General features: G+C 66.2%; 28 protein-coding genes. 9 read left to right on the forward strand and 19 right to left on the reverse strand.

All coding sequences use genetic code 11. The annotated features are described in order from the left end of the window. Nucleotides 1-30: 30 nt before the first annotated feature. The 4 genes from BFL28_RS15225 to petA all read right to left on the reverse strand — a co-directional run bounded on the left by BFL28_RS15225 (nucleotide 31) and on the right by petA (nucleotide 3,391). The gene (locus BFL28_RS15225) at nucleotides 31-570 is read right to left on the reverse strand and encodes an adenine phosphoribosyltransferase (RefSeq protein ID WP_069321386.1); all 540 of its coding nucleotides are present in this window, start codon (nucleotides 568-570) and stop codon (nucleotides 31-33) included. A gap of 72 nt (nucleotides 571-642) precedes the next feature. After that, nucleotides 643-1,497 carry a cytochrome c1 gene (locus BFL28_RS15230; RefSeq protein ID WP_069321387.1) on the reverse strand — a complete coding sequence of 285 codons (855 nt, stop codon included), beginning with the start codon at nucleotides 1,495-1,497 and terminating at the stop codon, nucleotides 643-645. 14 nt (nucleotides 1,498-1,511) lie between these two features. After that, nucleotides 1,512-2,804 (reverse strand): cytochrome b, encoded by a 1,293-nt coding sequence (locus BFL28_RS15235; RefSeq protein ID WP_069321388.1) that lies wholly within the window; start codon nucleotides 2,802-2,804, stop codon nucleotides 1,512-1,514. A 14-nt stretch (nucleotides 2,805-2,818) separates the two neighbouring features. After that, entirely contained in the window at nucleotides 2,819-3,391 is a 573-nt protein-coding gene (gene petA, locus BFL28_RS15240) for a ubiquinol-cytochrome c reductase iron-sulfur subunit (RefSeq protein WP_069321389.1), read from the reverse strand. A 197-nt stretch (nucleotides 3,392-3,588) separates the two neighbouring features. Between petA and BFL28_RS15245 the strand changes: the two genes are divergently transcribed. Genes BFL28_RS15245 through BFL28_RS15255 form a run of 3 tightly spaced genes read left to right on the forward strand, consistent with a single transcriptional unit; the run spans nucleotide 3,589 to nucleotide 5,493 of the window. Beyond that, entirely contained in the window at nucleotides 3,589-4,038 is a 450-nt protein-coding gene (locus BFL28_RS15245) for a tRNA (cytidine(34)-2'-O)-methyltransferase (protein WP_069321390.1), read from the forward strand. Continuing rightward, on the forward strand, nucleotides 4,035-4,889 hold the full coding sequence (hemF, locus tag BFL28_RS15250) for an oxygen-dependent coproporphyrinogen oxidase (RefSeq protein ID WP_069321391.1): 855 nt from the start codon (nucleotides 4,035-4,037) through the stop codon (nucleotides 4,887-4,889). The genes BFL28_RS15245 and hemF overlap by 4 nt, the downstream gene beginning before the upstream one ends. Before the next feature lie 4 nt (nucleotides 4,890-4,893). Next, nucleotides 4,894-5,493: a GNAT family N-acetyltransferase gene (locus tag BFL28_RS15255; protein ID WP_069321392.1), complete on the forward strand. Its 600-nt coding sequence runs from the start codon at nucleotides 4,894-4,896 to the stop codon at nucleotides 5,491-5,493. Here BFL28_RS15255 and BFL28_RS15260 read toward each other — a convergent pair. Then, on the reverse strand, nucleotides 5,457-6,194 hold the full coding sequence (locus BFL28_RS15260) for a hypothetical protein (RefSeq protein ID WP_131818663.1): 738 nt from the start codon (nucleotides 6,192-6,194) through the stop codon (nucleotides 5,457-5,459). The genes BFL28_RS15255 and BFL28_RS15260 overlap by 37 nt on opposite strands. Further along, nucleotides 6,191-7,015, reverse strand: coding sequence for a hypothetical protein (locus tag BFL28_RS15265; RefSeq protein ID WP_173655769.1), 825 nt, complete (start codon nucleotides 7,013-7,015; stop codon nucleotides 6,191-6,193). The genes BFL28_RS15260 and BFL28_RS15265 overlap by 4 nt, the downstream gene beginning before the upstream one ends. A 100-nt stretch (nucleotides 7,016-7,115) precedes the next feature. On the opposite strand from BFL28_RS15265, the gene lipB reads away from it, so the two are divergent. The 3 genes from lipB to BFL28_RS15280 all read left to right on the forward strand — a co-directional run bounded on the left by lipB (nucleotide 7,116) and on the right by BFL28_RS15280 (nucleotide 9,011). Further along, nucleotides 7,116-7,802: a lipoyl(octanoyl) transferase LipB gene (gene lipB / locus BFL28_RS15270; protein ID WP_069321395.1), complete on the forward strand. Its 687-nt coding sequence runs from the start codon at nucleotides 7,116-7,118 to the stop codon at nucleotides 7,800-7,802. Between the two features lie 92 nt (nucleotides 7,803-7,894). Then, entirely contained in the window at nucleotides 7,895-8,146 is a 252-nt protein-coding gene (locus tag BFL28_RS15275; protein WP_069321396.1) for a hypothetical protein, read from the forward strand. 199 nt (nucleotides 8,147-8,345) lie between these two features. Then, the gene (locus tag BFL28_RS15280; protein WP_069321397.1) at nucleotides 8,346-9,011 is read left to right on the forward strand and encodes a hypothetical protein; all 666 of its coding nucleotides are present in this window, start codon (nucleotides 8,346-8,348) and stop codon (nucleotides 9,009-9,011) included. Here BFL28_RS15280 and queE read toward each other — a convergent pair. The 7 genes from queE to BFL28_RS15315 all read right to left on the reverse strand — a co-directional run bounded on the left by queE (nucleotide 9,008) and on the right by BFL28_RS15315 (nucleotide 15,056). Continuing rightward, nucleotides 9,008-9,640, reverse strand: coding sequence for a 7-carboxy-7-deazaguanine synthase (gene queE, locus BFL28_RS15285; RefSeq protein WP_069321398.1), 633 nt, complete (start codon nucleotides 9,638-9,640; stop codon nucleotides 9,008-9,010). The genes BFL28_RS15280 and queE overlap by 4 nt on opposite strands. Before the next feature lie 42 nt (nucleotides 9,641-9,682). Next, a complete protein-coding gene (gene queC, locus BFL28_RS15290; protein ID WP_069321399.1) occupies nucleotides 9,683-10,369 on the reverse strand; it encodes a 7-cyano-7-deazaguanine synthase QueC in 687 nt (228 codons plus the stop codon). Between the two features lie 52 nt (nucleotides 10,370-10,421). Next, nucleotides 10,422-10,826 (reverse strand): invasion associated locus B family protein, encoded by a 405-nt coding sequence (locus tag BFL28_RS15295; RefSeq protein ID WP_069321448.1) that lies wholly within the window; start codon nucleotides 10,824-10,826, stop codon nucleotides 10,422-10,424. 51 nt (nucleotides 10,827-10,877) lie between these two features. Then, complete coding sequence (locus BFL28_RS15300) at nucleotides 10,878-11,795, reverse strand: Hsp33 family molecular chaperone HslO (protein WP_069321449.1); 918 nt, start codon at nucleotides 11,793-11,795, stop codon at nucleotides 10,878-10,880. A 116-nt stretch (nucleotides 11,796-11,911) separates the two neighbouring features. After that, the gene (gene argF / locus BFL28_RS15305) at nucleotides 11,912-12,835 is read right to left on the reverse strand and encodes an ornithine carbamoyltransferase (protein ID WP_069321400.1); all 924 of its coding nucleotides are present in this window, start codon (nucleotides 12,833-12,835) and stop codon (nucleotides 11,912-11,914) included. Nucleotides 12,836-12,885: 50 nt separating this feature from the next. Beyond that, nucleotides 12,886-14,082 (reverse strand): aspartate aminotransferase family protein, encoded by a 1,197-nt coding sequence (locus BFL28_RS15310; RefSeq protein ID WP_069321401.1) that lies wholly within the window; start codon nucleotides 14,080-14,082, stop codon nucleotides 12,886-12,888. 125 nt (nucleotides 14,083-14,207) lie between these two features. Beyond that, complete coding sequence (locus BFL28_RS15315; protein ID WP_069321402.1) at nucleotides 14,208-15,056, reverse strand: ABC transporter permease; 849 nt, start codon at nucleotides 15,054-15,056, stop codon at nucleotides 14,208-14,210. Between the two features lie 60 nt (nucleotides 15,057-15,116). On the opposite strand from BFL28_RS15315, the gene BFL28_RS15320 reads away from it, so the two are divergent. Beyond that, nucleotides 15,117-15,815, forward strand: a complete 699-nt coding sequence (locus BFL28_RS15320) for a GcrA family cell cycle regulator (protein WP_069321403.1) — start codon at nucleotides 15,117-15,119, stop codon at nucleotides 15,813-15,815. A 74-nt stretch (nucleotides 15,816-15,889) separates the two neighbouring features. Here the strand turns inward: BFL28_RS15320 and BFL28_RS15325 are convergent, their stop codons facing one another. Then, on the reverse strand, nucleotides 15,890-16,729 hold the full coding sequence (locus BFL28_RS15325) for an outer membrane protein (RefSeq protein WP_069321404.1): 840 nt from the start codon (nucleotides 16,727-16,729) through the stop codon (nucleotides 15,890-15,892). A gap of 152 nt (nucleotides 16,730-16,881) precedes the next feature. On the opposite strand from BFL28_RS15325, the gene parE reads away from it, so the two are divergent. Next, a complete protein-coding gene (gene parE / locus BFL28_RS15330) occupies nucleotides 16,882-18,864 on the forward strand; it encodes a DNA topoisomerase IV subunit B (protein ID WP_069321405.1) in 1,983 nt (660 codons plus the stop codon). Beyond that, on the forward strand, nucleotides 18,861-20,159 hold the full coding sequence (locus BFL28_RS15335) for a serine hydrolase (protein WP_131818665.1): 1,299 nt from the start codon (nucleotides 18,861-18,863) through the stop codon (nucleotides 20,157-20,159). The genes parE and BFL28_RS15335 overlap by 4 nt, the downstream gene beginning before the upstream one ends. Here the strand turns inward: BFL28_RS15335 and BFL28_RS15340 are convergent. From BFL28_RS15340 to BFL28_RS15360, 5 genes are read right to left on the reverse strand one after another with little or no spacing between them, the layout of a single operon-like run. Then, entirely contained in the window at nucleotides 20,156-20,689 is a 534-nt protein-coding gene (locus BFL28_RS15340) for a GNAT family N-acetyltransferase (RefSeq protein WP_069321450.1), read from the reverse strand. The two genes, BFL28_RS15335 and BFL28_RS15340, sit on opposite strands and share 4 nt — an antisense overlap. Beyond that, a complete protein-coding gene (locus BFL28_RS15345) occupies nucleotides 20,689-21,018 on the reverse strand; it encodes a TM2 domain-containing protein (RefSeq protein WP_069321406.1) in 330 nt (109 codons plus the stop codon). The genes BFL28_RS15340 and BFL28_RS15345 overlap by 1 nt, the downstream gene beginning before the upstream one ends. 59 nt (nucleotides 21,019-21,077) lie before the next feature. Continuing rightward, nucleotides 21,078-21,872, reverse strand: a complete 795-nt coding sequence (locus BFL28_RS15350) for a LysR substrate-binding domain-containing protein (protein WP_069321407.1) — start codon at nucleotides 21,870-21,872, stop codon at nucleotides 21,078-21,080. Beyond that, complete coding sequence (gene apaG / locus BFL28_RS15355; protein WP_069321408.1) at nucleotides 21,869-22,267, reverse strand: Co2+/Mg2+ efflux protein ApaG; 399 nt, start codon at nucleotides 22,265-22,267, stop codon at nucleotides 21,869-21,871. Before apaG ends, BFL28_RS15350 begins: the two co-directional genes overlap by 4 nt. Beyond that, on the reverse strand, nucleotides 22,264-23,472 hold the full coding sequence (locus tag BFL28_RS15360) for a trans-sulfuration enzyme family protein (RefSeq protein WP_069321409.1): 1,209 nt from the start codon (nucleotides 23,470-23,472) through the stop codon (nucleotides 22,264-22,266). Before BFL28_RS15360 ends, apaG begins: the two co-directional genes overlap by 4 nt. Nucleotides 23,473-23,538 lie beyond the last annotated feature (66 nt).

Here is a 23,538-nt window from a genome sequence, read left to right on the forward strand (position 1 = left end):
AGAACGGGAGATACGCCGCCCGGGTTCCGCCTAATGGCCGGCATAGGGGACCAGCGTGGCCACCTCGATCCCCTCTGCGCGCAGTGCGTCGGCGCCGCCCAGTTCGGGCAGGTCGATGACGAACGCCGCGTGCGTGACCTGCGCGCCCGCCTTGCGCAGCAGCCGCACCGCGGCCCGCGCCGTGCCGCCGGTCGCGATCAAGTCATCGATCAACAGGACACGGGCACCTGGCGCAAAGGCGTCGGCATGGATGGCGATGCGGTCGGTGCCATATTCCAGCGCATAATCTTCCGCGATGGTGGCGCCGGGCAGCTTGCCGTCCTTGCGCACCAGCAACACCCCTGCCCCCAGCGCCAGGGCAACCGGCGCGGCGAAGATGAAGCCCCGCGCCTCGATCCCAGCCACCAGATCGACCGGGCCGTCCACCCCTTCCACGATCCGCTCGACGCTGCACGCGAAGCCGGCCGGGTCGAGCAGCAGCGTGGTGATGTCGCGGAACATGATGCCTGGCTTGGGAAAATCGGGGATCGTGCGGATCAGCCCGCGCAGGTCGTCATTGGCGGTGCTCATATCGTTCCCTTCAAAGCAAACGGCCCGAGGATCGCTCCCCGGGCCGCTCGATCGTTGCCGGTGCGGCGGACCTTAGTCCTTCACGCCGCGCCAGATCTGCTTCTTTGCGCCATAAGCGAGGAAGCAGAAGATCACGAGAAAGATCAGCGAAGCGAAACCCGCGGTCTTGCGCGCGCCCATCTTGGGCTCCGCCGACCACATCAGGAACGCCGAGACGTCCTTGGCATAGTTGTCGGCGGTCGCCGCAGTGCCGTCGGAATAAGTCACCTGACCATCCTGGATCGGCGGCGCCATCGCGAGGTTCAACGTCGCGAAATAGGGGTTGAAGTGCAGCCCCTCGGGCGTCTTCGTCTCCGGGAACTGCTTCAGCAGCTCCTCGCCCTTTTCGTTCTTGTAACCGGCCTGCTCACGATAGCCGGTCAGCAGCGAGTAGATATAGTTAGCGCCGTCGTGACGTGCCTTCGCCATCAGCGACAGGTCGGGCGGAATCGCGTTGTTGTTGGCAGCGCGCGCAGCCACGTCGTTTGCATAGACCAGCGGGAAACGATCCGAAGGCAGGCCATCACGCGTCGCCGCTTCGCCCGTTTCCGGGTTGATCGACGGAACCTGGAAGCCCTTGGCGATCGTCTTCAACTGGCCTTCGCTATAGCCGATCGCTTCCAGATCGCGGAACGACACCAGACGCAACGAGTGACAGGCGGCGCAGACTTCCTTGTACACCTGCAGACCACGCTGCAGCTGTCGGTTGTCGTACTTGCCTAGCACGCCCTCGAACGAGAATCCGGCCTTGCGCGGATGCTCGTGGAACTCGTGCTCCGCCGTTGCCTGGGGCGGGTTGGAGATCCAGTTCGACACCGTGTCATAGATGCCGAGCAGCAGGGCCAGGACGAAGCCGAGGCCAACCAAGCCGCCAAGAATGCGAACCATGTTAAATCAGCCCCTTATTCGGTCGCGAGCGCGGTCTGCGCCGGCGACGTGCCACCCTTGCCCGCAAGCACCGCCTCGGTGATCGAGTTCGGCAGCGGACGCGGCCGCTCCATCATCGACACGATCGGCAGGATCAGCAGGAAGTGCGCAAAGTAATAGATGGTCGCGATCTGCCCGATCAGGATCACGGCCGGGGTCGGCGCGGCGCCCCCGATGTACCCCAGGACCAGCACGTCGACGAGCAGGATCCACAGGAAGATGCGATAGGTCGGACGATAGTTCGCCGAACGCACCGGCGAGGTGTCCAGCCACGGCAGGAAGAACAGCAGCAGGATCGAGCCGAACATCGCCAGCACGCCCCACAGCTTCGCCGGGATCCACAGGAAGTCGAAGGTGAAGGCCTTCAGGATCGCGTAGAACGGCAGGAAGTACCATTCGGGCACGATGTGCGCCGGGGTCGAGAGCGGGTTGGCCGGAATGTAGTTGTCCGGGTGGCCCAGCAGATTCGGCGCGTAGAAGATCAGCGCGGCGAAGATCAGCAGCGCGACGCCCACGCCCACACCATCCTTGGCGGTGTAATAGGGGTGGAACGGCACGGTATCCTGCTCGCTCTTCACCTCGACGCCGGTCGGGTTGTTCGAACCGGGGATATGCAGCGCCCAGATGTGGAGGATCACCACGCCCAGGATCACGAACGGCAGCAGATAGTGGAGCGAGAAGAAGCGGTTGAGCGCCGAGTTGTCCGGCGCGAAACCGCCGAGCAGCCACACGCGGATCGTCTCGCCCACGCCCGGGATCGCCGAGAAGAAGCCGGTGATCACCTGCGCGCCCCAGAAGCTCATCTGGCCCCAGGGAAGGACGTAGCCCATGAACGCGGTCGCCATCATCAGAAGGAAGATGACGACGCCCAGCAGCCACACCATCTCGCGCGGCGCCTTGTACGACCCGTACCACAGGCCGCGGGCGATATGGATATAGACGACGAGCAGGAACATTGATGCGCCGTTGGCGTGCGCATAGCGGATGAACCAGCCGGCGTTCACGTCGCGCATGATGTGCTCGACGCTATCGAACGCGATCCCGGCATTGGCCGCATAATGCATCGCCAGCACGATGCCGGTGACGATCTGCAGCGCCAGGAACATCCCGGCGAGCACGCCAAAGTTCCAGAAATAGTTGAGGTTGCGCGGCACGGGATAACCGGCACCGACGGCGTTGTAGACGAAGCGCGGAAGCGGAAGCCGGTCGTCCACCCACTTCATCAGCGGGTGCTTCGGCTCATATTGCTTGGCCCAGGGAAAGCTCATTGTTCTATGCCCCCTCAGCCGACACGAATGGTGGTGTCGGAGATGAATTCATATTCTGGCACCGTCAGGTTGGTCGGCGCAGGACCGCTGCGAATGCGGCCGGCGGTGTCATAGGCCGAGCCATGGCACGGGCAGAAATAGCCGCCAAACGGCCCCTTGTTCTCACCCTCGCCTGCGCCCAGCGGCACGCAGCCAAGGTGCGTGCAGACGCCCAGGGTGACGAGCCAGTTCTTCTTGTCCGGCTTGGTGCGGTCTTCCAGCGTCTGCGGATCGCGCAGGTCGCTGACCGGCGTCGCGTCCGCCTCGGCGATTTCCTTCGGCGTCAGGTTGCGCACGAACAGCGGCTGCTTGCGGAACGTCGCCTTGATCGACTGGCCAGGCTGGATCGCCGAGACGTCGAGTTCGGTAGTCGACAGCGCGAGCACGTCGGCCGACGGGCTCATCTGGTTGATCAGCGGCAGGGCGATCACGCCAGCGCCAACGCCGGCCCATGCGACCGCGCCGATCGCGAGATAATCGCGGCGGCGGGGATCGGCGGGCGCGTCTTGCACTTCACCAGGAGGAACAGCTTCATCAAGCGTTGCCATGCATCAGCCCTTGCACTTCTTGAAACAGGGACGCTTGGCGCGTCCTCGAATTCGGATACGACGAGACGCGCGAACGCCACGCCGAGCCCCCCGGTGCCCCCGGTGGTTGCCGGCCTGATAGACGCCACATGACGCCTTTGCCAACCGCCTTTTTGCCGCCCTTGTGACCGGCGGGCCGCCGCCCTATCGGCATTGCCATGCGCCTCGCCCTGTTCCAGCCCGATATCGCCGGCAATGTCGGCGCCGTCCTGCGCATCGGCGCGTGCTTCGACGTCGCGGTGGACCTGATCGAGCCGATGGGGTTCGCCTGGGACGACAAGCGCGTCGCACGCGCCGGCATGGACTATATCGATCATGTCAGCGTCACGCGGCATGCCGGCTGGGACGCGTTCCTCGCCACCGTCACCGGCCGTATTGCACTCTTTACGACGAAGAGCGCGACCCGGTTTGACGAAACGCAATTCGCGGGCGACGACATTCTGCTGTTCGGATCGGAAAGCGCGGGCGCACCGGATCACGTCCATGCCCGCGCCGACCTGCGCGTGCGCATTCCGATGCGGCCGATCACGCGTTCACTCAACCTCTCGGTCTCGGCCGGCATCGCACTGGCCGAGGCGCTGCGACAAACCAAGGGCTTTCCGCAATGATCGAACTCGACCCCCAGCAAGCAAAGGCACGCGCCTGGTTCGAATCGCTGCGCGACCTCATTTGCGCCGAATTCGAGGCGATCGAGCGCGAGGCGGGATCGGACGCGACGTTCGACTATCTTGCCTGGGACCGCACCGATCCCTCGGGCGAGCCGGGCGGTGGCGGCGTGCGCGGGGTGATGAAGGGTCAGGTGTTCGAGAAGGTCGGCGTCAACGTCTCGACCGTGGGCGGCACGTTCGAGGGGGATTTCGCCAAGACGATCAATGGCGCGGCGGACGATCCGCGCTTCTTCGCCACGGGCATCAGTCTGGTCGCGCATATGGCCAACCCGCACGTGCCGGCGGTCCACATGAACACGCGCTTCCTGGTTACGACCAAGCGCTGGTTCGGCGGCGGCGCGGACCTCAATCCGCCGATCCCCTATGACCAGGACACCGTCGATTTCCATGCGCGGCTGCAGGCCGCATGCAATGCACATGACCCGGACCATTATCCGCGCTTCAAGGCATGGGCCGACGATTACTTCTATATCCCGCATCGCAAGGTGCATCGCGGCGTCGGCGGCATCTTCTACGACCACCTTGCCAGCGACGAAGCCGCCGACTGGAAGGCAAACTTCGCCTTCACCCAGGATGTCGGACGCGCCTTTCTCGACATCTTCCCCGCCCTCGTGCGGCGGCGCATGGCGACGCCGTTCACCGCTGCCGACAAGGCGCAGCAGCTGGAATGGCGCGGCCGCTACGCCGAATTCAATCTGGTCTATGACCGTGGCACGCTGTTCGGGCTCAAGACCGGCGGCAACATCGACGCCATCCTGATGAGCCTGCCGCCGCTCGCGACATGGTCGTGACGCAATGGGTCTGATCGCCGTCAAGCCGGGCGAGATCGCGGCGGTGGTCACCAGCCTTGAGATGCTGGAGCGGCCCCGCCCCCGCCCCCTGCCCGATTCCCCGCTGCGGCTGGTACGCTGGGTGGATCCCGCGCCCGCCAAATACCGCGCCTTGTTCCAGCGGGTCGGCGCGCCGTGGCTGTGGTTTTCGCGCCTCGTCATGACGGACGAGCGCTTGACCGGGATCATCCATGACCCTGCGCTCGAAATCCATGCGGTGGCTGATCCGCGCGGCATCGAGATCGGGCTGCTCGAACTCGATTTCCGAGTCGCGGCGACGTGCGAGCTGTCCTTCTTCGGACTGGTGCCGGAACTCACGGGGCAAGGCCATGGCCGCTGGCTGATGGCACAGGCGCTGCTGCGGGCCTGGCGGCCGGACGTCAGCCGCGTCTGGGTTCACACCTGCACGCTCGACCATCCGCGCGCGCTGGGCTTCTACCGCGCGTCAGGCTTCGCGCCGTATGCCCGCTCGGTCGAAACCTTTGCCGACCCCCGACTGTCAGGCCATCTGCCGCGCGACGCGGCGCCTCACGTGCCGCTGATCGATCCCGCCAGCCGGCGATAAATGGCGACGCGGACCAGCGTGAACGCGATATACGCTGCGGCGCCCGCCGCCGCGACCGGCACCAGCATGATTGCCTGAACCCACGCGGCACCGCCGGCCAGCAGGGTAATCGCCTGGGTCAGGATCGCGAGCACCAGCGCCGCCGAGCCCATGACCGCCACCGTGCCGCAGCCGAGCAGCGCGATCCGCCACCCATTGCCGGCGCTCAGGCGAAAACCACGCTCGATCGCCGCCAGGAAGCCGCGCTCCGGCTCGCCGGCATAGGCCGCGCCCATCATCCAGCTGCGCCCGAACAGGTAGATCCCGGGCAAGACCCACAGCGCAAAGCCAAGGTTCACGACCGTGCCGGTCACGAAGCCGAGCAGCACGAACGGCACGAAGCGCGCGAGCGAGGCGAGCAGCAGGTCGCGCACCGTCCGATTGCCGTGGAGGAAGAGGTTGAGCAGCACGAAGCTGCCAAAGTCGACAGCCAGGCTGACCAGCAGCAGCCACGCAAAGTTGGCGGTGTAGAAGGCGCGGAACGTCGCGAGCATCTCGGCCTGGCTCGATGCCTCGGCCATCTCGGGCAATCTCGTCAGCAACATCGCCAGCGCCAGCACCGGCAGCAGGAAAAAAACGCCCGCGATGCGCAGTACGACGTCGCGTTCGGCGCGCCACAGGATCACGGCATCGGCAAGCACGCCGCCAAAGCTGAGCCTCATTGCGCGCGGACCGCCTCGTGCCGCCCGCCCTCACGCGCTAGCAGCGCCACGAACAACTTGGTCGCAAACACCGCATACAGCACGGTAAATGCGGTCGAAACCGCCGCCACGATGATGCTGGTCAGCACCGTGGCGATGGAAACGCCCGGGTCGCTACCGATCAGCAGCTTGAGGATCGCACCCACGCCGAACCTGGCCGCGCTGCTCGCGATGCTGGAGACGACGACATACAGCAGGATCACGCCGGAAATGCGCAGCGCCACACCGCGGGTGAGCCGCCAGGATCGCGCGATCGCCGCAACGCTCAGCCGCTCGCCGACGATCGCCGGCGCGACTACCGCGAGCCGCGCCATCAGCCACAGCCCGACGACCAGCAGCATAAGCAGATACAGCAGAAGCATCGCGGCCGCGCCGCCGCTCATCGCCGGCATCGCGTCGGGCGCCACGGTCGTCAGATCGACGCCACCGACCGCCATGATCACCCCGAACGGCATGATCAGCACGAACAGCGCGAGGCCCATGACCAGCAGCACGAGCAGGAACGCCGGAAACCGCCGCAGCGCCAGCCGGGCGGCCGAACGCGCCGCCGCCCGGTCGAGCGTCAGCGCCGTGATCGCCAGGCTGCCCCAGATCATCAGCAGCGTCGCCACGATGGTCCCGATGCTCAGCGCGAGGCGCAAGCCCGGCGTCGCGCCCTGTTGCAGCGCACCGAAATTGTCGATGAGCACCAACGGCACGAATATGCCGAGGAGCGCGATCGGCAGCACCGCAGCCAGATTGTCGCTCAGAAACTCGGACGTCCGATCCCAGACGTTGCCCATGCTGACCATAGCCACCCCTCTTGCATCGGTGCGTTAGCGGATTGATCGCGCCGGCGCCACATGGTTGCGCGCATCACGAGCCTGGCGCATCGGGCATGTGATGGACACGAAACACGGCATCGAATGGCGAGTCGCCGAATCCCGCATTCCCTATCCCGAAGCGCTGGCGACGATGCAGGCGCGCGTCGCCGCGATCCAGGAGGGCGCTCGGGGTGAGCTGATCTGGCTGCTCGAACATCCTCCGGTCTATACCGCTGGCACCAGTGCCGACCCGGCCGAGCTGATCGACCCGCGCTTTCCGGTCTATCCGGCCGGTCGCGGCGGGCGCTACACCTATCACGGGCCGGGACAGCGGATCGGCTATGTCATGCTCGACCTCGCCCGGCGGACGAAAGACGTGCGCTGCTATGTCCATGCGCTGGAAGCCTGGGTGATCGACGCGCTCGCGCAGTTCGGCATCCAGACGTTCCGGGCCGAGGGCCGCATCGGCATCTGGACGCGCGACGGCGGCAGCGAAGCGAAGATCGGCGCGATCGGCGTGCGGGTGAAGCGCTGGGTGACGATGCACGGCTTTTCGGTGAACCTGTCGCCCGACCTGGCGGATTTCGGCGGCATCGTCCCGTGCGGCCTGCCCGAGTTTCCCGTCACCAGCGCTGCGGCGCTGGGCAAGGACATCGCGCCCGCCGCGTTCGATGCCGCGCTTGCCGCCACCCTGCCGGCCTTTTTGGCAAAGCTGGAACCGGGTGCACCGGCGGCCTGCCACAATCGCGACAAATTTCCGGGTTGAGGGGACGCACACAACCGATTAATGTCTACCGCGGATTAGGGAGTTTGCGACGCTGCAGGCTCCCGTCCTTTGTTATCTAGGGAGCCTAATTCATGCGCGCGCTCTTCACCAAGGCCGTTGCCGGTTCGCTGATCGCCAGCTCGGCGCTGCTGCTGTCGGCTTGCGGCGGCAACGACAACGTCACGGTCGAGAACACCACGGTCGTCGACGTGAACGCGACCGACCCGGTTCTCGACGGCACGGTCAGCGACAACATGACCGCCGTTGACGGTGCGACCGGCAACGACACCGGCATGGCTGCCGACATGGCCGGCAACGACACCATGATGGGCAACGGCATGTAATCTCGCGTTTCGCGACTTACGCTTTTGCGAGGGCCGTCCGGCAACGGGCGGCCCTTTCGATTCGCGGGCACGCCGCTGCTGCCGGGCCAGTGCGACGAACGGTTAACGGGAATTGGCGTCGGTCCAGAATTCGCTTGGGCCGGGACTCAAAAGTCCCTAACCGATGGCAATTCCAGTATCGCGTGCAAGAGGTTGAGGAATGCCAGTTTCGCGTTTGTCGTTGGTCGCTGCCGGCGCTGTCACTCTGCTCAGCGCGGCTCCCGCATCGGCGCAATTCTATTTCCGCGCGCCCGATATCGCCAGCCCGCGCATCACCGGCGCCGAACCCAATATCCTGGGTCAGGCGCTACCCGACGCCAGTCCGGCGGAAATCCGCGCCGCGATGGTGTGGAACCTGCGCGCCGCGCTGAACGTCGCCGCGCTGCAATGTCAGTTCGCGCCGACGCTGCAGACGCTCTCCAATTACAATGCGATCATCAAGGATCATGCTGCCGAGCTGAACAGCTCGTACGCAACGCTCACAAAATATTTCGTGCGCACCGCCAAGACGGCCAAGGCCGGGCAGACCGCGCTCGATCAATATGGCACGCGCGTGTATTCCAGCTATTCGGCGGTCTACTCGCAGCTGATGTTCTGTCAGGTCGCCGATCAGGTTTCGCGCGAAGCGGTCTTCGCGCCGCGCGGCCAGTTCGGCGAGATTGCGGCCGAAAGCCTGGGCGAACTGCGCAACAGCATGACCCGCTGGGGTGAACAGCAGTTCCCGCGCCTGTTCTATCAGGTCGCATCGGCCGGCACGCCCGTGTTCGACAACGACAAATGCTGGCGCAAGGGGCTTTACCAGCCGGGTCGCTGCATCAAGCGCTAACGCAAGCCCAGCGCCTTGTGCGCCTGAAGCGTCAGGCGCCATTTGGGTCGGGCCATGGCAAAGTCGATCGCCGCCTGCACATTCGCGGCGGCGTCGGCATCGTCCATCGGCTGGACCAGGAAGTTCGCGAAGTCCCAGCGCTCGATCTCGGCGACGTCGCTGCCCGGCTGCGGCCACACCAGCTTCAGCTCGTCGCCGCGCCGCTGCACGACCGTGCTGCCCGCCTTGGGGCTGATGCAAACCCAGTCGATGCGCGGATGGGCCGGCAACGTTCCATTGCTCTCGATTGCGATGCGAAAGCCGCGCGCATGCAGGGCGTCGACCAGCGCGTCGTCCACCTGCAACATCGGCTCGCCCCCGGTCAGCACCACGAACCGGCGCTCGTCGCCCTCGCCCCAATGCTGCTCGACTGCCGCCGCCAGCGCTTGCGCCTCCCCGAACTTGCCGCCGCCCAGGCCATCGGTGCCAACAAAATCGGTGTCGCAGAACCGGCAGATCGCACTTGCCCGGTCCTGCTCGCGCCCGGACCACAGATTGCACCCGGCAAAGCGCACGAACACCGCCCGCGCGCCGGCATTGACCCCTTCGCCCTGCAGGGTGAGGAAAAGCTCCTTGACCGAATAGGTCACGACAAGGCTTCCGAGTAGCTCACAGCCGGGCCTCCGGACCGCTCATGGCGTGACGGCATAGGTCGTTGGATCGGCGATCCCTGATTCCTCGAATCCTTTCGAGCGTAGGCGGCAGCTGTCGCACAGCCCGCAATGTACGCCACCCGGCGCCGGGTCGTAGCACGACCAGCTGATGCCAAGGTCGAGCCCCAGTTCAGTCCCCTTGCGCACGATATCGGCCTTGCTCATTTCGAGCAGTGGCGCGCGGACGCGGAACGGCTCGCCCTCGACCCCGGCCTTGGTCGCCAGCTCCGCCAGCTTCTCGAAGCCGGCAACGAATTCCGGCCGGCAGTCGGGATAGCCCGAATAGTCCAGTGCATTCACCCCGATATACAGGTCGCGCGCACCGGCCGCCTCGGCCCAGCCCAGCGCAAGGCTGAGGAAGATCGTGTTGCGCGCGGGTACATAGGTGATCGGAATATCGTCCCCCACCCCATCCTTGGGCACGTCGATGTCGGCGGTCAGGGCGGATCCGCCGAACAGCGACAGGTCGAGCGGCAGCACGACATGCCGCTCGGCCCCCAGCACGTTCGCGATCCGTCGCGCTGCGGCCAGTTCTACATGATGGCGCTGGTTATAATCGATCGACAGCGCCAGCAGGCGATAGCCATCGGCGCGTGCGCAGGCGGCCGAAACATAGGAATCGAGCCCGCCCGAGATCAGGGCGACGGCCAGCTTTGAGTGGGTCATGTAACGCAGGTAACCGCTTCGCCGCAGCGCAGCAAGCTAGCCGGCCCGCCGCCTATCGCGAGGCCGAAGCACAGGCGCCGGTCTTGCGGCCCTCATATTCCTCGGTGAACGGCAGGCCGCGATTGATCCCTTGCGTCTCCAACCGGATCAGCCGCGGCGTTTCGACCGTGATGCGCGTGTCGCCATTGCCCAGCCCCGGGCAGCTGTAAGTGATCCGACCGCCACTGGCGCCGTTCTCGACCACGAAGCGCTGGCACTGCGCGCCGCGATGGCGGTATTGCAGCAACGCCTGGGGGTCGGTTACGCAGATCGAGCGAGTAGAGCCGTCGGGCGCGCGCAGCGACCATTCGCCACGCTCGATCCGCCCCAGCGCGGCGAGGCCGCCGCTCTGCGCGGCAGCCGAAAAGCCGGTGGCGATCAGCGCCGCCGCAAGGAACAGGCTGGCAATCTTGCTCATTTCATCGCCCCAATAGCACAACTGGGCGCCCCAGGTTACTGACAATCGCCCTCAAGCCGCCTCATCCAGAGACACTGGGAACTTGCGCGCGCAAAAGGCGCAGTCGACCATGATCACGCCATCCTCGGCCATCTCCGCGCGGTCGGCGGCGGAGAACTTCGCCAGCACCGAACCGATATACGCCGCATCGCATCGGCACCCGCGCACCAGCGGCACCTCACCCTGCAGCCGCACCTCGGGTTCCTCGTTGAACAGCCGCCACACCAGATCCTCCAGCGGTAGAGCGGGATCGCCCAGCTCCTCCTCGCTGATCGTCGCGCCCAGCGCTTCGACATGCTCCCATTCCGGATGCGCCTCGCGCACGTGCAACCGCTCGCCGCCCGCTTCGCCTTCGGGCAGGTGCTGCAGGAACAGCCCGCCGCCCACGCAGCTGCCATCCGCTTGGTGCCGCATGCCCAGCCGCACCAGCGTCGGGATCTGCTCCGACTGATCGAAATAGTTTTCCGCCGCCTGCGCGATCGATTCGCCATCCAGCGGTACGATGCCCTGATAGCGCTCGCCCGTGCTGGCAAGGTCGAAGGTCATCGCCAGATGCCCCTTGTGGAACAGCGCATAGAGCGAGGGACTGTCGCCCAGTTCGGCCAGGCGCTCGCCATCGAACTGAAGATAGCCGCGCAGCTCGCCGGCCTTGTAGTCGCACACCAGCAGGCTGACGATGCCGCCCTGGGTCTGCGCCTGAAGCGTCAACTGCCCGGCCGCGTCCTTCAGCGTCGACCCGAGCAGCGCGGTCAGCGTCAGGGCCTCCGCCATCACCCGCTCGATCGGAGGGGGGTAGGCGTGCGCCGACAGGATCTGGTTCAGCACCGGACCGAGCCGCGCGACGCGGCCGCGCGCATGGCGTCCGGGGATGGTGAAGTTGACCGTGCGGTCGAGGTCGGCGTTGGCGCGGTCCGGGGTCGGGGCAGTCATCATGCGTCCTTCGTCATCCCGGCAAATGCCGGGATCTCATGCCGCAAGGGCAGTGCTCGCGGGGGGAGTTGCCGGCTTGCCCGGCACGAGGAACGTAAGAAGCGATCCCGGTCAGTTCAACCGATCTGGCCGAAGCACCAGCGCAACACCGCCTTCTGCGCGTGAAGTCGGTTCTCCGCCTCCGCCCAGATCAGCGACTGCGGTCCGTCCAGCACGGCATCGGTCGCCTCCTCGCCGCGGTGCGCAGGCAGGCAATGCAGGAACTTCGCATCGGGCTTCGCCTGCGCCATCAGTCCCTCGTTCACCTGGAACGGCCACATCGCGGCAAGCTTCGTCTCGGCATGGTCCTGGCCCATCGAAATCCACGTGTCGGTGACCACGATATCGGCGCCCGCCACCGCCTCGGCGGCGTTGCCGACGACCTTCGCGCGCCCCTGCCCCGCGGCAACCATCGCGTCGGACGGCGCAAAGCCCTGTGGGCACGCAGCCACCACGTCGAACTGCATCAGGCCCGCCGCCTCGATGATCGAGGCGAGCACGTTGTTGCCGTCGCCCAGCCACGCGACCTTCAGGCCCGGCAGCGACTTGCCGCTCTCCACGATCGTCTGCAGGTCGGCCATGATCTGGCACGGATGGCTGTCGTCGGTCAGCCCGTTGATCACCGGCACGCTGGCATAATGCCCCATCTCGAGCAGCTTGGCGTGATCGTCGGTGCGCACCATGATCGCGTCGCAGTAGCCCGACAGGACCCGCGCGGTGTCCGCCACGCTCTCCCCGCGGCCGAGCTGGCTGGTCCCGGCGTCGAGGATGATCGGCACGCCGCCCAGCTGGCGGATCGCCAGATCGAAGCTGACACGCGTGCGGGTCGAATTCTTCTCGAACACCATCGCCAGCACGCGGCCGGCGAGCGGCGCGTCGACGTCTAGCCGCGCCTTGGGCCAGCCCTTGCGGGCGGCCTTGCGGTCGATCGCATCGGCCAGCATCGCGGCAATGCCGTCGGCACCCGCATCGGTCAGCGAAAGGAAGTTACGGTAGGTCATTGCAACAGGCCCCCTGTTGCGCCCGCCTTATGGTCAGGCGGGCGGAAGGATCAGTCGTCGGTCAGCGGCGCATAGCTGCGCGCGCCGGCGCTCAGCCGTTCGACGCATTCGGCGATATGGCTCTCGTCGATCACCAGCGGCGGCAGCACGCGGAACACATTCTCGCCTGCCGCGACGGTCAGCAGCCCATGATTGTCGCGCAGATGCGCCACGAAGTCGCGTGCCACCGCGGGCTCCTTGAGCTTGATGCCCAGCATCAGCCCCTTGCCGCGGATCTCGTCGAACAGGTGATCGTGATTGGGGATCATCTGCTCGAACGCCGCGCGCAACCAGTCACCCATCTGCTCGACGCGCTCGAAGAAGCCGTCCTCCAGCATCACGTCGAGCACCGCCATGCCGACCGCCATCGCTAGCGGGTTGCCGCCATAGGTCGAGCCATGGGTGCCGAACACCATGCCCTTCGCCGCTTCCTCGGTCGCCAGGCACGCGCCCAGCGGGAAGCCGTTGCCGATCCCCTTGGCCACGGTCATGATGTCCGGCGTGATGCCGTAATGCTCATGGGCGAAGAACTTGCCGGTGCGCCCATAGCCGCACTGGATCTCGTCCAGGATCAACAGCAGGCCATGCTCGTCGCATGCCTTGCGCAGTCCGGTGATGAACTCGGGCGTGCCGGCGGTCATCCCGCCCTCGCCCTGCACCGTCTCGACCAGGAAGCCCGCCGTCTCGCCGTCGATCGCGGCGAGCGCGCCTTCCAGATCGTTGAACTTCACATAGTCGAAGCCAGGCAGCAGCGGCTCGAACCCGTCGCGCATCTTGGGCTGGTCGGTCGCGCTGATTGCGCCGATCGAACGGCCGTGGAACGCGTTCTTGAAGGTGATCAGCTTGTGCCGCTGCGGATTGCCGTTGACGTAGTGATAGCGGCGCGCGGTCTTGATCGCGCACTCGATCGCCTCGACGCCCGAGTTGGTGAAGAACACCGTGTCGGCGAAGGTATGATCGACGATACGCTGCGCCAGCTTCTCGCCCAGCGGCGAGCCATAGAGGTTGCTGGTGTGCATCAGCGTCGCCGCCTGATCCGCGATCGTCCTGGTGATGTGCGGATGGCCATGGCCCAGCGCGTTCACGGCGATGCCGGCGGCAAAGTCCAGATAACGCTCACCCCGCTCGCCGATCAGCCAGCAGCCCTCGCCTCGCACCGGACGCACATCGCACCGCGGGTAAACGGGCATGAGCGCAGGGGTAGACATCGAACTGCTCCTCTTCTTCGGGCGCTGAAACGGGCGCGTTGAACTCCGGAAACGAAAAAGGGCGGCCCAACCGGACCGCCCCGGAGCGCGCTTCTAACCCTCGCGCAAACGGGCCGCAACCCCGCTCAATTCTTGATCTTCCATCCCGACCGCAACAGGAAGTAGCAGGCAATTCCCAGCACCACGTTGATCGCCAGAACCACGGTTCCCGCCGTCCAGATCGAGGCATAGCCGTCGCTCACGCCCAGGAACCCATAGCGAAAGCCCGAAATGACATAGAAGAACGGGTTGAAGTGGCTGACGGTCTGGAACGCCGGCGCCAGCCGGTCGACCGAATAGAAGGTCCCCGACAACAGCGTCAGCGGCGCGATGACGAAATTGGTGATCGCGGCGGCATGATCGAACTTCTCACCCCAGATCGAGGTCAACACGCCGAGGAAAGCGAGCATCAGCGATCCGAAAAAGCCGAACCACAGGACGGCGAGCAGATGCTGCGGGATCATCGCGGTGCCCAGGAACGCGAGCATCGCCAGCCATACCGCGCCGCCCACGCAGAAGGCGCGCGTCACCGCCCCGCCGCACAGCGCCGCCAGCAACTCGCCGGTCGATAGCGGGGGCATCAGATAATCGACGATCGTCCCCTGGATCTTGCCGACCAGCAGCGAAAAGCTGGCGTTGGCGAACGCATTGTTCAACATGCCCATCACGATCAGGCCTGGCGCGACAAAGGTGCCGAATGGCACGCTCACTCCGCCGACCGAAACCTCGCCGCGCGCGCCCAAAGCCGTGGTAAAGACGACCAGCAGCAACAGCTGCGACATCGCCGGCGCCCAGATCGTCTGGAGCTGCACCTTGAAGAAACGCCGCACCTCCTTCACATAAAGGGTCGACAAGCCGCCCCAATTGATGTTGCGGATCACTGCGACGCCAGGGGCGGAAAGCTGCGAGTTGGACGATGCGTGTTGCTCGGTCATGCCAAGACCGGGTAATCGCTCCCGCCATGACCCGCAACGGGATAGATCAAGGACGTAAGAATGAGCTGGACCGACGAACGGATCGAGACGCTGCGCAAGATGTGGGACAGCGGCCTCACCGCCACCCAGATCGCCGAGGAACTGGGCGGCGTCAGCCGTAACGCGGTGATCGGCAAGGCGCACCGCCTTGGCCTTGCCTCGCGCCCCTCGCCGGTAAAGCCGAACTCGGCGGAGACAAAGGCGGCACCCGCCCCGGCGCCTGCGGCGGCTGCACCGCCCCCCGCGCTGGCGCCGGCTGCGCCGACCCGTGTGGAAGTGGCTCCGACGCCGCGCCCCGCACCGGTCGCGCCGCCGCGTGAAGCCGCGCCGGTCGAACGTCAGGAAACCGTGCCGGCTCCCGCGCCGACCCCGCGCGCCGACGGTCCGGTCCTGCGCTCGGTCGGTCCCGGCGGCTTCGTTCGCCAGAATCCGGGCGAACAGGCCCCGCCGGCCACTCCCGCGCCCCCGCGCCGCCTGGTCCCGGCCAAGCCGAGCAAGGAGATCGAGGGCAAGACCAGCCTGCTCGACCTCAATGACCGGATCTGCAAATGGCCGCTCGGCCATCCCGGCGAGCCGGACTTCCACTTCTGCGGCGACAAGGTAAACCCGGGCTTCCCTTATTGCGTCGATCATTGCGGCCACGCCTATCAGGCGCAGCTGCCCCGTCGTGATCGCCGTCCCCCGCCGCCGCTGCCCTATGGCGGCCCGCGCGTTCGCTGACCTTTCGCGTACTCGGCAACGAAAACGGCCGGCGGATCGCTCCGCCGGCCGTTCTCATTTGCCAGTCTCGACTGTTAGAAGCGGAACGCCGCCGTCACGCGTGCCGCGTGGAAGTCGAACTTGCGGTCGCTGCGGATCAAGTCCGCGCCGCCAGCCAGCACGAACGGGTTGGTCGCGCCGGCCGAACCGGTGCCGACCCGAATGCCGTCGTCCTTGTCGTTGTAGCGGCTGTAGAGATATTCGAAGCCGACCGAGAAGTTGTTGCTGATCTTCTGGTCGACGCCGCCGCCGACCTGCCAGCCCCAGACCATGTCGTCATCGTTCCGGTCGACGAAGCTGTTGGCGCCATTGTTCGTCGCAAAGCTGCGATCGATCTTGGCATAGGCCGCGCCTCCCGTGGCATAGAACAGCGTGCTGGTGCCGGCGACATAGCCGGCGCGGGCGCGCAGCGCCGCATTCCAGTCGAGTTCGCGGGTCATGGTGTAGAAAGCCGGCGTGGTGCTGAACGCCGTCACGCTGTCGCGTGCTTCGGTCTTGCCGAATTCGGCGACTGCGCCGACTACCCACTTGCCATATTGCCGGTCGGCACCGATCCGCGCGTAATATTCGATGCCGTCGCGATCGTTGGTGCAGGCGACATTGGCGCTCGACGTTGCGCTGCCGTTGCAGAAGCCGGGCGAGAAGGCATCGGCACCGGCTGCGGTCGTGATCGTCTCGCCGAAGCTGCCGTTGGAACCGCGATCGAACAGCACGCGCTCCCCGACATCGTTGTTCTGGAGCGAAGCGCCGAACGAGCCGCCGATATAGAAGCCGTCGAACGCAGGCTCGTCGACCGTCTCCTGTGCCATGGCCGGCATTGCGGCAAGCGACAGGGTCAGGACGCCGGCGGCGCCCAGGAGATTACGCATACGCATGTAGTGAACTCCGATATCGTTTCGTGTTTGCGGGCCACAGAACGGACCGCCCGCACAATCTTTCCCTCGATCAAGCGCGAAAGCGCTGCGATGTTGCATCAAGGCAACACTCCCGCTTGCCGCGACCCGGCGGAACGATATAGCAACAAGCCATGTCGTCAGACCTCTTCCAGTCCGCCCCCAACGCCGCCGCCGCCACCTATGACGCCTCGTCGATCGAGGTGCTTGAGGGGCTGGAACCGGTCCGCCGCCGTCCTGGCATGTATATTGGCGGCACGGACGAGCGCGCGCTGCATCACCTTGCCGCCGAAGTGCTCGACAATGCGATGGACGAAGCGGTCGCGGGCCATGCCACGCGGATCGAGATCCAGCTTGAGACCGGCAATTGCCTGACCATCACCGACAACGGGCGTGGCATGCCGATCGACCCCCACCCCAAATTTCCGGACAAGTCGGCCCTCGAGGTCATTCTCTCGATGCTGCACTCGGGCGGCAAATTCTCGGGCAAGGCCTATGCGACCTCCGGCGGCCTGCACGGCGTCGGCGTGTCCGTCGTCAACGCGCTGTCGACCGAGACTATCGTCGAGGTGGCGCGCGACAAGCAACTCTACCGCCAACGCTTCAGCCAGGGCCAGACGCTTGGCCCGCTTGAGCATCTCGGCGGCACGCCCAACCGGCGCGGCACCAGCGTCACGTTCACGCCCGATCCCGAAATCTTCGGCCCCGAGCTGCACTTCAAGCCGGCGCGGCTCTACAAGCTTGCGCGGTCGAAGGCATATCTCTTCGCGGGCGTCGAGATCCGCTGGAAGTGCGACGCGTCGATCATCACGGACGACACGCCGGCCGAAGCCGTGTTCCAGTTTCCAGGCGGCCTTGCCGATCACTTGAAGGAACAGCTCGGCACGCGCGAAGGCGCCACGGCGGAATTCTTTGCCGGCCGTCAGGAGTTCCCCGACGGCCAGGGCAGCGTCGAATGGGCGGTCGCCTGGCCGCTATGGAGCGACGGCTCGTACAGCTGGTATTGCAACACCATCCCGACGCCCGATGGCGGCACGCATGAACAGGGCCTGCGCCAGGCGCTGGTCCGCGGCATCCGCGCGTTCGGCGATCTGGTCGGCCAGAAAAAGGCAAAGGACATCACCGCCGACGACATCATGGTCGGCAGCGAGCTGATGCTCAGCGTCTTCATCCGCGACCCCCAGTTCCAGTCACAGACCAAGGATCGCCTGACCTCGGTCGAGGCGACCGCGCTCGTCGAGAAGGCGGTGCGCGATCACTTCGACCATTTCCTCGCCGACCGGATGGAGCGCGGCAAGGCGCTGCTCGGCTATGTGCTCGACCGCATGGACGAGCGCCTGCGCCGCAAGCAGGAGCGTGAGGTCAAGCGCAAGACCGCAACGTCCGGCCGCAAGCTGCGCCTGCCGGGCAAGCTCACCGACTGTTCCGCAGACGATCCCGCCGGCACCGAGCTGTTCATCGTCGAAGGCGACTCGGCCGGCGGCAGCGCCAAGCAGGCGCGCGACCGCAAGACCCAGGCGATCCTGCCGATCCGCGGCAAGATCCTGAACGTCGCCAGCGCGACCAGCGCCAAGATCCTCGCCAATCAGGAAATTGCCGACCTCGTTCAGGCGCTGGGCTGCGGCACGCGCAAGGACTGCCAGCCGGAACAGCTGCGTTACGACCGCATCGTCATCATGACCGACGCCGATGTCGACGGCGCGCATATCGCGACGCTGCTGATGACCTTCTTCTTCCAGGAAATGCCTGAAATCGTCAGGCGCGGGCATCTCTACCTCGCCCAGCCGCCGCTCTATCGCCTCACCGCCGGTACCAAGAGCCTCTACGCCCGCGACGACGCGCACCGTGCCGAGATCGAGAACGGACCGTTCAAGGGCCGCAAGGTCGAAGTCTCCCGGTTCAAGGGCCTTGGCGAGATGAACCCGGGCCAGCTTCGCGAAACGACGATGGACCCCAGGACGCGCGGCATGATCCGCATCACCCTGCCTCAGGAATATGAGGAGCGCGCCGGCGTCAAGGATCTGGTCGATCGCCTGATGGGCACCAACCCGGCTCACCGCTTCGCCTTCATTCAGGAGAATGCCGCCCGGCTCGACGAGGCGGCGATCGACGCTTGAGGTGGCTGGTTCAAACGCTGGCCCTGTGCCTTCTCGCGCCTCTCACGGTGCAGGCACAGGCGCAGGCACCCACCGCCGCCGCTCAGCCCGCCGCCGGCCTTCAGGCGCGGATCGACGCGCTTCCCGCGATGCTGAACGGCACGGGCGATTATGATGGCTATTTTGCGGATACCTTCAAGGCCGCCGTACCGCGCGCGCAATGGAACGCGCTGCTCGCTCAGATCAGGGCGCAGCATGGCGCGGCGGTGAAGGTCGAGGGGGTCACCGCCACCACCCCCTATTCCGCCGAAGTGAAACTCGGCTTCGAAAAGAGCGTCGCCACCATCGCGCTGAACGCCGACCCCGCCCCGCCGCATCGTATCGCCGGCATGCTTATCCGCTCGATCGAGCCGCGCGGCGACACGGTCGTCAGGATCGCCGACGACTTCCGCAAGCTGCCGGGCAAGGCGGCGTTCGGCGTCTATGCGCTCGGCGCCGCCGCGCCGACCAGCGTAGCCGAACTCGGCGGCACGGATGCACTGCCGATCGGCTCGGCGTTCAAGCTGTGGATCCTCGCCGAAGCCGCACGCCAGACCGCTGCCGGCACGCGCAGATGGGACGATGTCGTGCCGCTTGGCGAACGCTCGCTGCCGTCGGGCGTCATGCAGCGCTGGCCCGCCGGAGCGCCGGTCACGCTGCACACGCTGGCGACTCAGATGATCTCGATCAGCGACAACACAGCGACCGACACGCTGCTGAACCTGCTCGGCCGCGACCGCGTGGATGCGATGGTCGCGGCCGCCGGCGTCGCCAATCCCGCCGCGACGCTACCCGTGCTCGGCACGATGGAGGCCTTTCGCCTCAAATCGCCGGCCAATGCCGCGCTCGCCGCCGGCTGGACGCAGGCCACGCCCGACCAGCGCCGCCACATCCTGCGCGACAATGCGGCACGCCTCGCCGCCACGCGCGTCGAACCCGGCATGTTCGGCGACAAGCCGGTTGCCCAGCAGATCGAATGGTTCGCCAGTCCAGCAGACATGGCGCGCACGATGGACTGGCTGCGTCGCAACGGCGGCGAACAGGCCCTCGCGATCCTCGCCGTCAATCCCGGCACGGCCAGCGCCGCGCTTTTCGACTATATCGGGTTCAAGGGCGGGTCGGAGGCCGGGGTGATCTTCGGCGCGTTCCTGGTGCGGACTAGGGCAGGCAACTGGTATGCCGTTACCGGCGGATGGACCCGCCGCGATGCGCAGGTCGACAACGCCGCCTTCCTAGCGCTAATGACCCGCCTGCTGGCGACCGTCGCCAGCCGCTAGCGACCCGGCCACTCCTCGCGCAGCAGGCCATAGATGGTGGTGTCCCGCACCCCGAGATGCGTTTCCCATTCAGCGCGCAGATAGCCCTCTTGTCTGAACCCCAGCCGCTCGAGTATCCCGCGCGATGCAGCATTATCCGGGTCGGTATCGGCAAACACCTTGCGCTGCCCTTCGGCAAAGATACGGTCGATTACCGCACTGACCGCCTCGCGCGCGATGCCAGTGCCCCAATGCACAGGGGCGAGCATATAGCCCAGTTCGCTGACATTCCCCTGCCGCTTCTCGCCCGCCGCAACCATACCGATCGCGGTATCGTCACCCTTCAGCGTGATCGCCCAACCGCGCCAGGCCGGGTCGCTGCGGGCGAAATCGGCGCGGGTCTGCTCGACGCTCTCGTGCGGCGCGCCAGTCCAATATTGCATGACCTGCGGGTCGGCCATGGTCGGATGCATCGCGTCGGCGTCCTCGATCCGCCGCGGCCGCAGGATCAGCCGCGCGGTTTCCAGCACGACCGTCTCGCGCGGCTCGATCACACGCCCGCTCGCTGCCCGCCCGTCAAGTCGTGCGCCAACTGCATGTTATGTTCCCGAACCAGACCCGGGATCAGAAATGCATCGACTAGAAGCCATATGCCCACAGCCGCAAGCAGAAAGAAGCCGACGATCGCGATCAATGTCACCCATCCCAAGGTGGTGAGGATCAGCTGTGTAATCGCAGTGCCGGTCTTGCCGAGGTAGAAGCGGTGCCCACCTGCCCACCCCACGAAGAACCAAAGAAAATAGCTGACGCCCGCCGACTTACGGCTCGCATCATACATCAATTGCGAGCGCACAAGCTCGGATCGTTCAGCAGTATCCATGCCATTCCCCCTGGTTCGAGCAGTGAGACAATCACTAAACTAGAAGGAACGCAATGATTTCACGCCTCGCCCAGTGCTTCGACCAGCGTCTTGACCTTCTTCTGTCGCCATTGCGGCAGCGGCGCGACCATCCAATAGCCTTGCCGCGCCGGCTTGGGTTCGCCCACCACGACCAGCCGCCCGCTCGCGATGTCGTCGCGCGCCAGCAGTTCGGGCACGGTCGCCTGCCCCAGCCCTTGCGCCGCCGCGTCGAGCGCCAGCCCCGCATCGCCCACGCGCACCAGTGCCGCGCCGTCCTCGCCGGCACAGCCGGGCCACGCGATCGGCGTTTCGGCGACCGATCCGGGCTGCGCCACGGTCACCATGCCGTCGCTTTCCAGCGCCTCGCCCTCATGTTCGCCGGGCCCCTCGCCCCAGCGGATCGCCAGGTCGAGATTGGCTTCGGTGAAATCGATCGCCTCGTCCGCCGACACCAACACGAAACGCAGCTCGGCATCGCGCTGCGCAATCTGCGCCAGCCGCGGCATCAGCCATTTCTCGGTCAGATCGCGCGGCGCGGCGATGGTCAGCGACTTGCTCGACTGCCCCGCCTGCATCGCGCGCACCGCTTCCTCGAACTGCAGGAACCCGGCACGCAGCGCGCCAAGGCCAGCCTCGGCCTCCGGCGTCAGCTCAAGCCCCTTGGTCGTGCGGCGGAACAGCACGACGCCCAGCGTATCCTCGAGCGCCCGGACCTGCTGGCCGACCGCTGCCGGCGTCACCGCCAGCTCGTCCGCCGCGCGCGTAAAGGACAGATGCCGCGCCGCCGCATCCAGCACGCGCATGCCGTTGAGCGGAAGATGCGTGCGCTTCATTCCGCAACCGCCGGCGCGCGCAATGCGAATTTCGGGATCGCGACGTCGAACGTCATGCCATCGGCCCCCACCATCTCGTAACTTCCCTGCATCGATCCCGTCGGCGTCGCCAGCGGACAGCCCGACACATAATCATAGCTCGAACCCGGGGCGATCATCGGCTGTTCGCCGACCACGCCTTCGCCCTCCACCGTATGGCGCATGCCGCGCCCGTCGGTGATGATCCAGTGCCGCGTCAGCAGCTGCACGGCCTGGTGCGACCCGTTCTCGATCCGGATGTGATAGGCCCAGAACCAGCGCCCGCGGTTCGGCTCGGACTGTTCGGGAAGATAGCTCACCGACACGCGCACCGTGATGTCGCGCGTCACTGCCTCTTCGCCGAACAGCGCCTTCATAGCGACACGGCCTTCAATGCCTGATCCAGGTCGGCGATCAGGTCTTCCGGATCCTCCAGCCCGACATTGAGCCGCAGCATTCCTTCGCGCACGCCCATGATTTCGCGCTGTTCGGCCGCGACGCCCGAATGGGTGGTCGATGCCGGATGAGTCATCAGCGAGCGCGAATCACCGATATTGTTCGAAATGTCGATCAGGCCCAGCGCGTCGAGCAGCCCATGCGCCTGCGCCCGCCCGCCATCCAGTTCGATCGAGAAGATCGGCCCGGCCGCCTCCATCTGGGTCATCGCGAGGTCGTGCTGCGGATGGCTCGGCAGGCCGGGGAAGTTCACCCGCGGCACGCGGCCTTCCAGGAAGGTGGCGACCTTCACCGCATTCTCGCTCTGGCGGCGAATGCGCAGGTCCAGCGTTTCCAGCCCCTTCAGCACCACCCAGGCATTGAACGCGGATAGGGTCGGCCCGGTGTTGCGATGGAACGGCAGCAGGATGTTGTTGATGAAGTCCTCGGTCCCGCACACCGCACCGGCCAGCACGCGGCCCTGCCCGTCCATCATCTTGGTCGCGGAATAGGCGACCACGTCCGCCCCGAATTCCATCGGCCGCTGCAAGGCCGGGGTCGCAAAGGCATTGTCGACCACGGTCGTGATGCCCCGATCGCGCGCGATGCCGCACACCGCCTTCAGGTCCACCACGTCCATCGTTGGATTGGCTGGCGTTTCAAAGAAGAATACCTTCGTATTCGGCCGGATCGCATCGACGAACTGCTGCGGGTCGCGCGCGTCGACCACCGTCGTCTCGATCCCGAACTTGGGCAGCAGCGTGTCGGTCAGCCAGCGGCACGACCCGAACGCCGCGCGTCCGCCGACCAGATGGTCCCCGCTCTGCAGCTGGCACAGCAGGGCCGCGGTCATCGCCGCCATGCCCGAAGCCGTCGCGCGGCAGGCCTCGGCCCCCTCCAGCAGCGCGATGCGCTGCTCCAGCATTTCGACGGTCGGGTTCTGCAACCGCGAATAGGTCATGCCCGACTGCTCGCCGGCAAACCGCGCGGCGGCGTCCCCGGCGCAGTCATAGGCATAGCCCGATGTCAGGAACAGCGCCTCGCTCGTTTCGCCGAACTCGCTGCGCGCGGTGCCCCCGCGAACCGCGAGCGTGGCGGGCTTCCAGTTTTTGGTGACGTTACGGTCTTGTCCGGTACGGCGCTTCATGCGGTCATCCTCTACGCCTTGTTGCCGGTGACGCAAGGGCGGCGGATGACGTGGCAGGCAAGCTGC

It is taken from the genome of Sphingomonas turrisvirgatae, from assembly GCF_001721295.1.
In the GTDB taxonomy this organism is placed as follows: Bacteria; Pseudomonadota; Alphaproteobacteria; order Sphingomonadales; family Sphingomonadaceae; genus Sphingomonas; species Sphingomonas turrisvirgatae.

Excerpts from the sequence above, each read along its gene's own strand:
- BFL28_RS15225 (WP_069321386.1), bottom strand. The coding sequence starts at position 570 with ATGAGCACCGCCAATGACGACCTGCGCGGGCTGATCCGCACGATCCCC.
- BFL28_RS15245 (WP_069321390.1), top strand. The coding sequence starts at position 3,589 with ATGCGCCTCGCCCTGTTCCAGCCCGATATCGCCGGCAATGTCGGCGCC.
- hemF (WP_069321391.1), top strand. The coding sequence starts at position 4,035 with ATGATCGAACTCGACCCCCAGCAAGCAAAGGCACGCGCCTGGTTCGAA.
- BFL28_RS15325 (WP_069321404.1), bottom strand. The coding sequence starts at position 16,729 with ATGCGTATGCGTAATCTCCTGGGCGCCGCCGGCGTCCTGACCCTGTCG.
- BFL28_RS15230 (WP_069321387.1), bottom strand. The coding sequence starts at position 1,497 with ATGGTTCGCATTCTTGGCGGCTTGGTTGGCCTCGGCTTCGTCCTGGCC.
- BFL28_RS15300 (WP_069321449.1), bottom strand. The coding sequence starts at position 11,795 with ATGACTGCCCCGACCCCGGACCGCGCCAACGCCGACCTCGACCGCACG.
- BFL28_RS15350 (WP_069321407.1), bottom strand. The coding sequence starts at position 21,872 with ATGAAGCGCACGCATCTTCCGCTCAACGGCATGCGCGTGCTGGATGCG.
- BFL28_RS15295 (WP_069321448.1), bottom strand. The coding sequence starts at position 10,826 with ATGAGCAAGATTGCCAGCCTGTTCCTTGCGGCGGCGCTGATCGCCACC.
- BFL28_RS15315 (WP_069321402.1), bottom strand. The coding sequence starts at position 15,056 with ATGACCGAGCAACACGCATCGTCCAACTCGCAGCTTTCCGCCCCTGGC.
- BFL28_RS15360 (WP_069321409.1), bottom strand. The coding sequence starts at position 23,472 with ATGAAGCGCCGTACCGGACAAGACCGTAACGTCACCAAAAACTGGAAG.
- BFL28_RS15235 (WP_069321388.1), bottom strand. The coding sequence starts at position 2,804 with ATGAGCTTTCCCTGGGCCAAGCAATATGAGCCGAAGCACCCGCTGATG.
- queC (WP_069321399.1), bottom strand. The coding sequence starts at position 10,369 with ATGACCCACTCAAAGCTGGCCGTCGCCCTGATCTCGGGCGGGCTCGAT.
- parE (WP_069321405.1), top strand. The coding sequence starts at position 16,882 with ATGTCGTCAGACCTCTTCCAGTCCGCCCCCAACGCCGCCGCCGCCACC.
- argF (WP_069321400.1), bottom strand. The coding sequence starts at position 12,835 with ATGACCTACCGTAACTTCCTTTCGCTGACCGATGCGGGTGCCGACGGC.
- petA (WP_069321389.1), bottom strand. The coding sequence starts at position 3,391 with ATGGCAACGCTTGATGAAGCTGTTCCTCCTGGTGAAGTGCAAGACGCG.
- BFL28_RS15280 (WP_069321397.1), top strand. The coding sequence starts at position 8,346 with ATGCCAGTTTCGCGTTTGTCGTTGGTCGCTGCCGGCGCTGTCACTCTG.
- BFL28_RS15320 (WP_069321403.1), top strand. The coding sequence starts at position 15,117 with ATGAGCTGGACCGACGAACGGATCGAGACGCTGCGCAAGATGTGGGAC.
- BFL28_RS15275 (WP_069321396.1), top strand. The coding sequence starts at position 7,895 with ATGCGCGCGCTCTTCACCAAGGCCGTTGCCGGTTCGCTGATCGCCAGC.
- BFL28_RS15260 (WP_131818663.1), bottom strand. The coding sequence starts at position 6,194 with ATGAGGCTCAGCTTTGGCGGCGTGCTTGCCGATGCCGTGATCCTGTGG.
- BFL28_RS15265 (WP_173655769.1), bottom strand. The coding sequence starts at position 7,015 with ATGGGCAACGTCTGGGATCGGACGTCCGAGTTTCTGAGCGACAATCTG.
- BFL28_RS15310 (WP_069321401.1), bottom strand. The coding sequence starts at position 14,082 with ATGTCTACCCCTGCGCTCATGCCCGTTTACCCGCGGTGCGATGTGCGT.
- BFL28_RS15255 (WP_069321392.1), top strand. The coding sequence starts at position 4,894 with ATGGGTCTGATCGCCGTCAAGCCGGGCGAGATCGCGGCGGTGGTCACC.
- apaG (WP_069321408.1), bottom strand. The coding sequence starts at position 22,267 with ATGAAGGCGCTGTTCGGCGAAGAGGCAGTGACGCGCGACATCACGGTG.
- lipB (WP_069321395.1), top strand. The coding sequence starts at position 7,116 with ATGGACACGAAACACGGCATCGAATGGCGAGTCGCCGAATCCCGCATT.
- BFL28_RS15345 (WP_069321406.1), bottom strand. The coding sequence starts at position 21,018 with ATGGATACTGCTGAACGATCCGAGCTTGTGCGCTCGCAATTGATGTAT.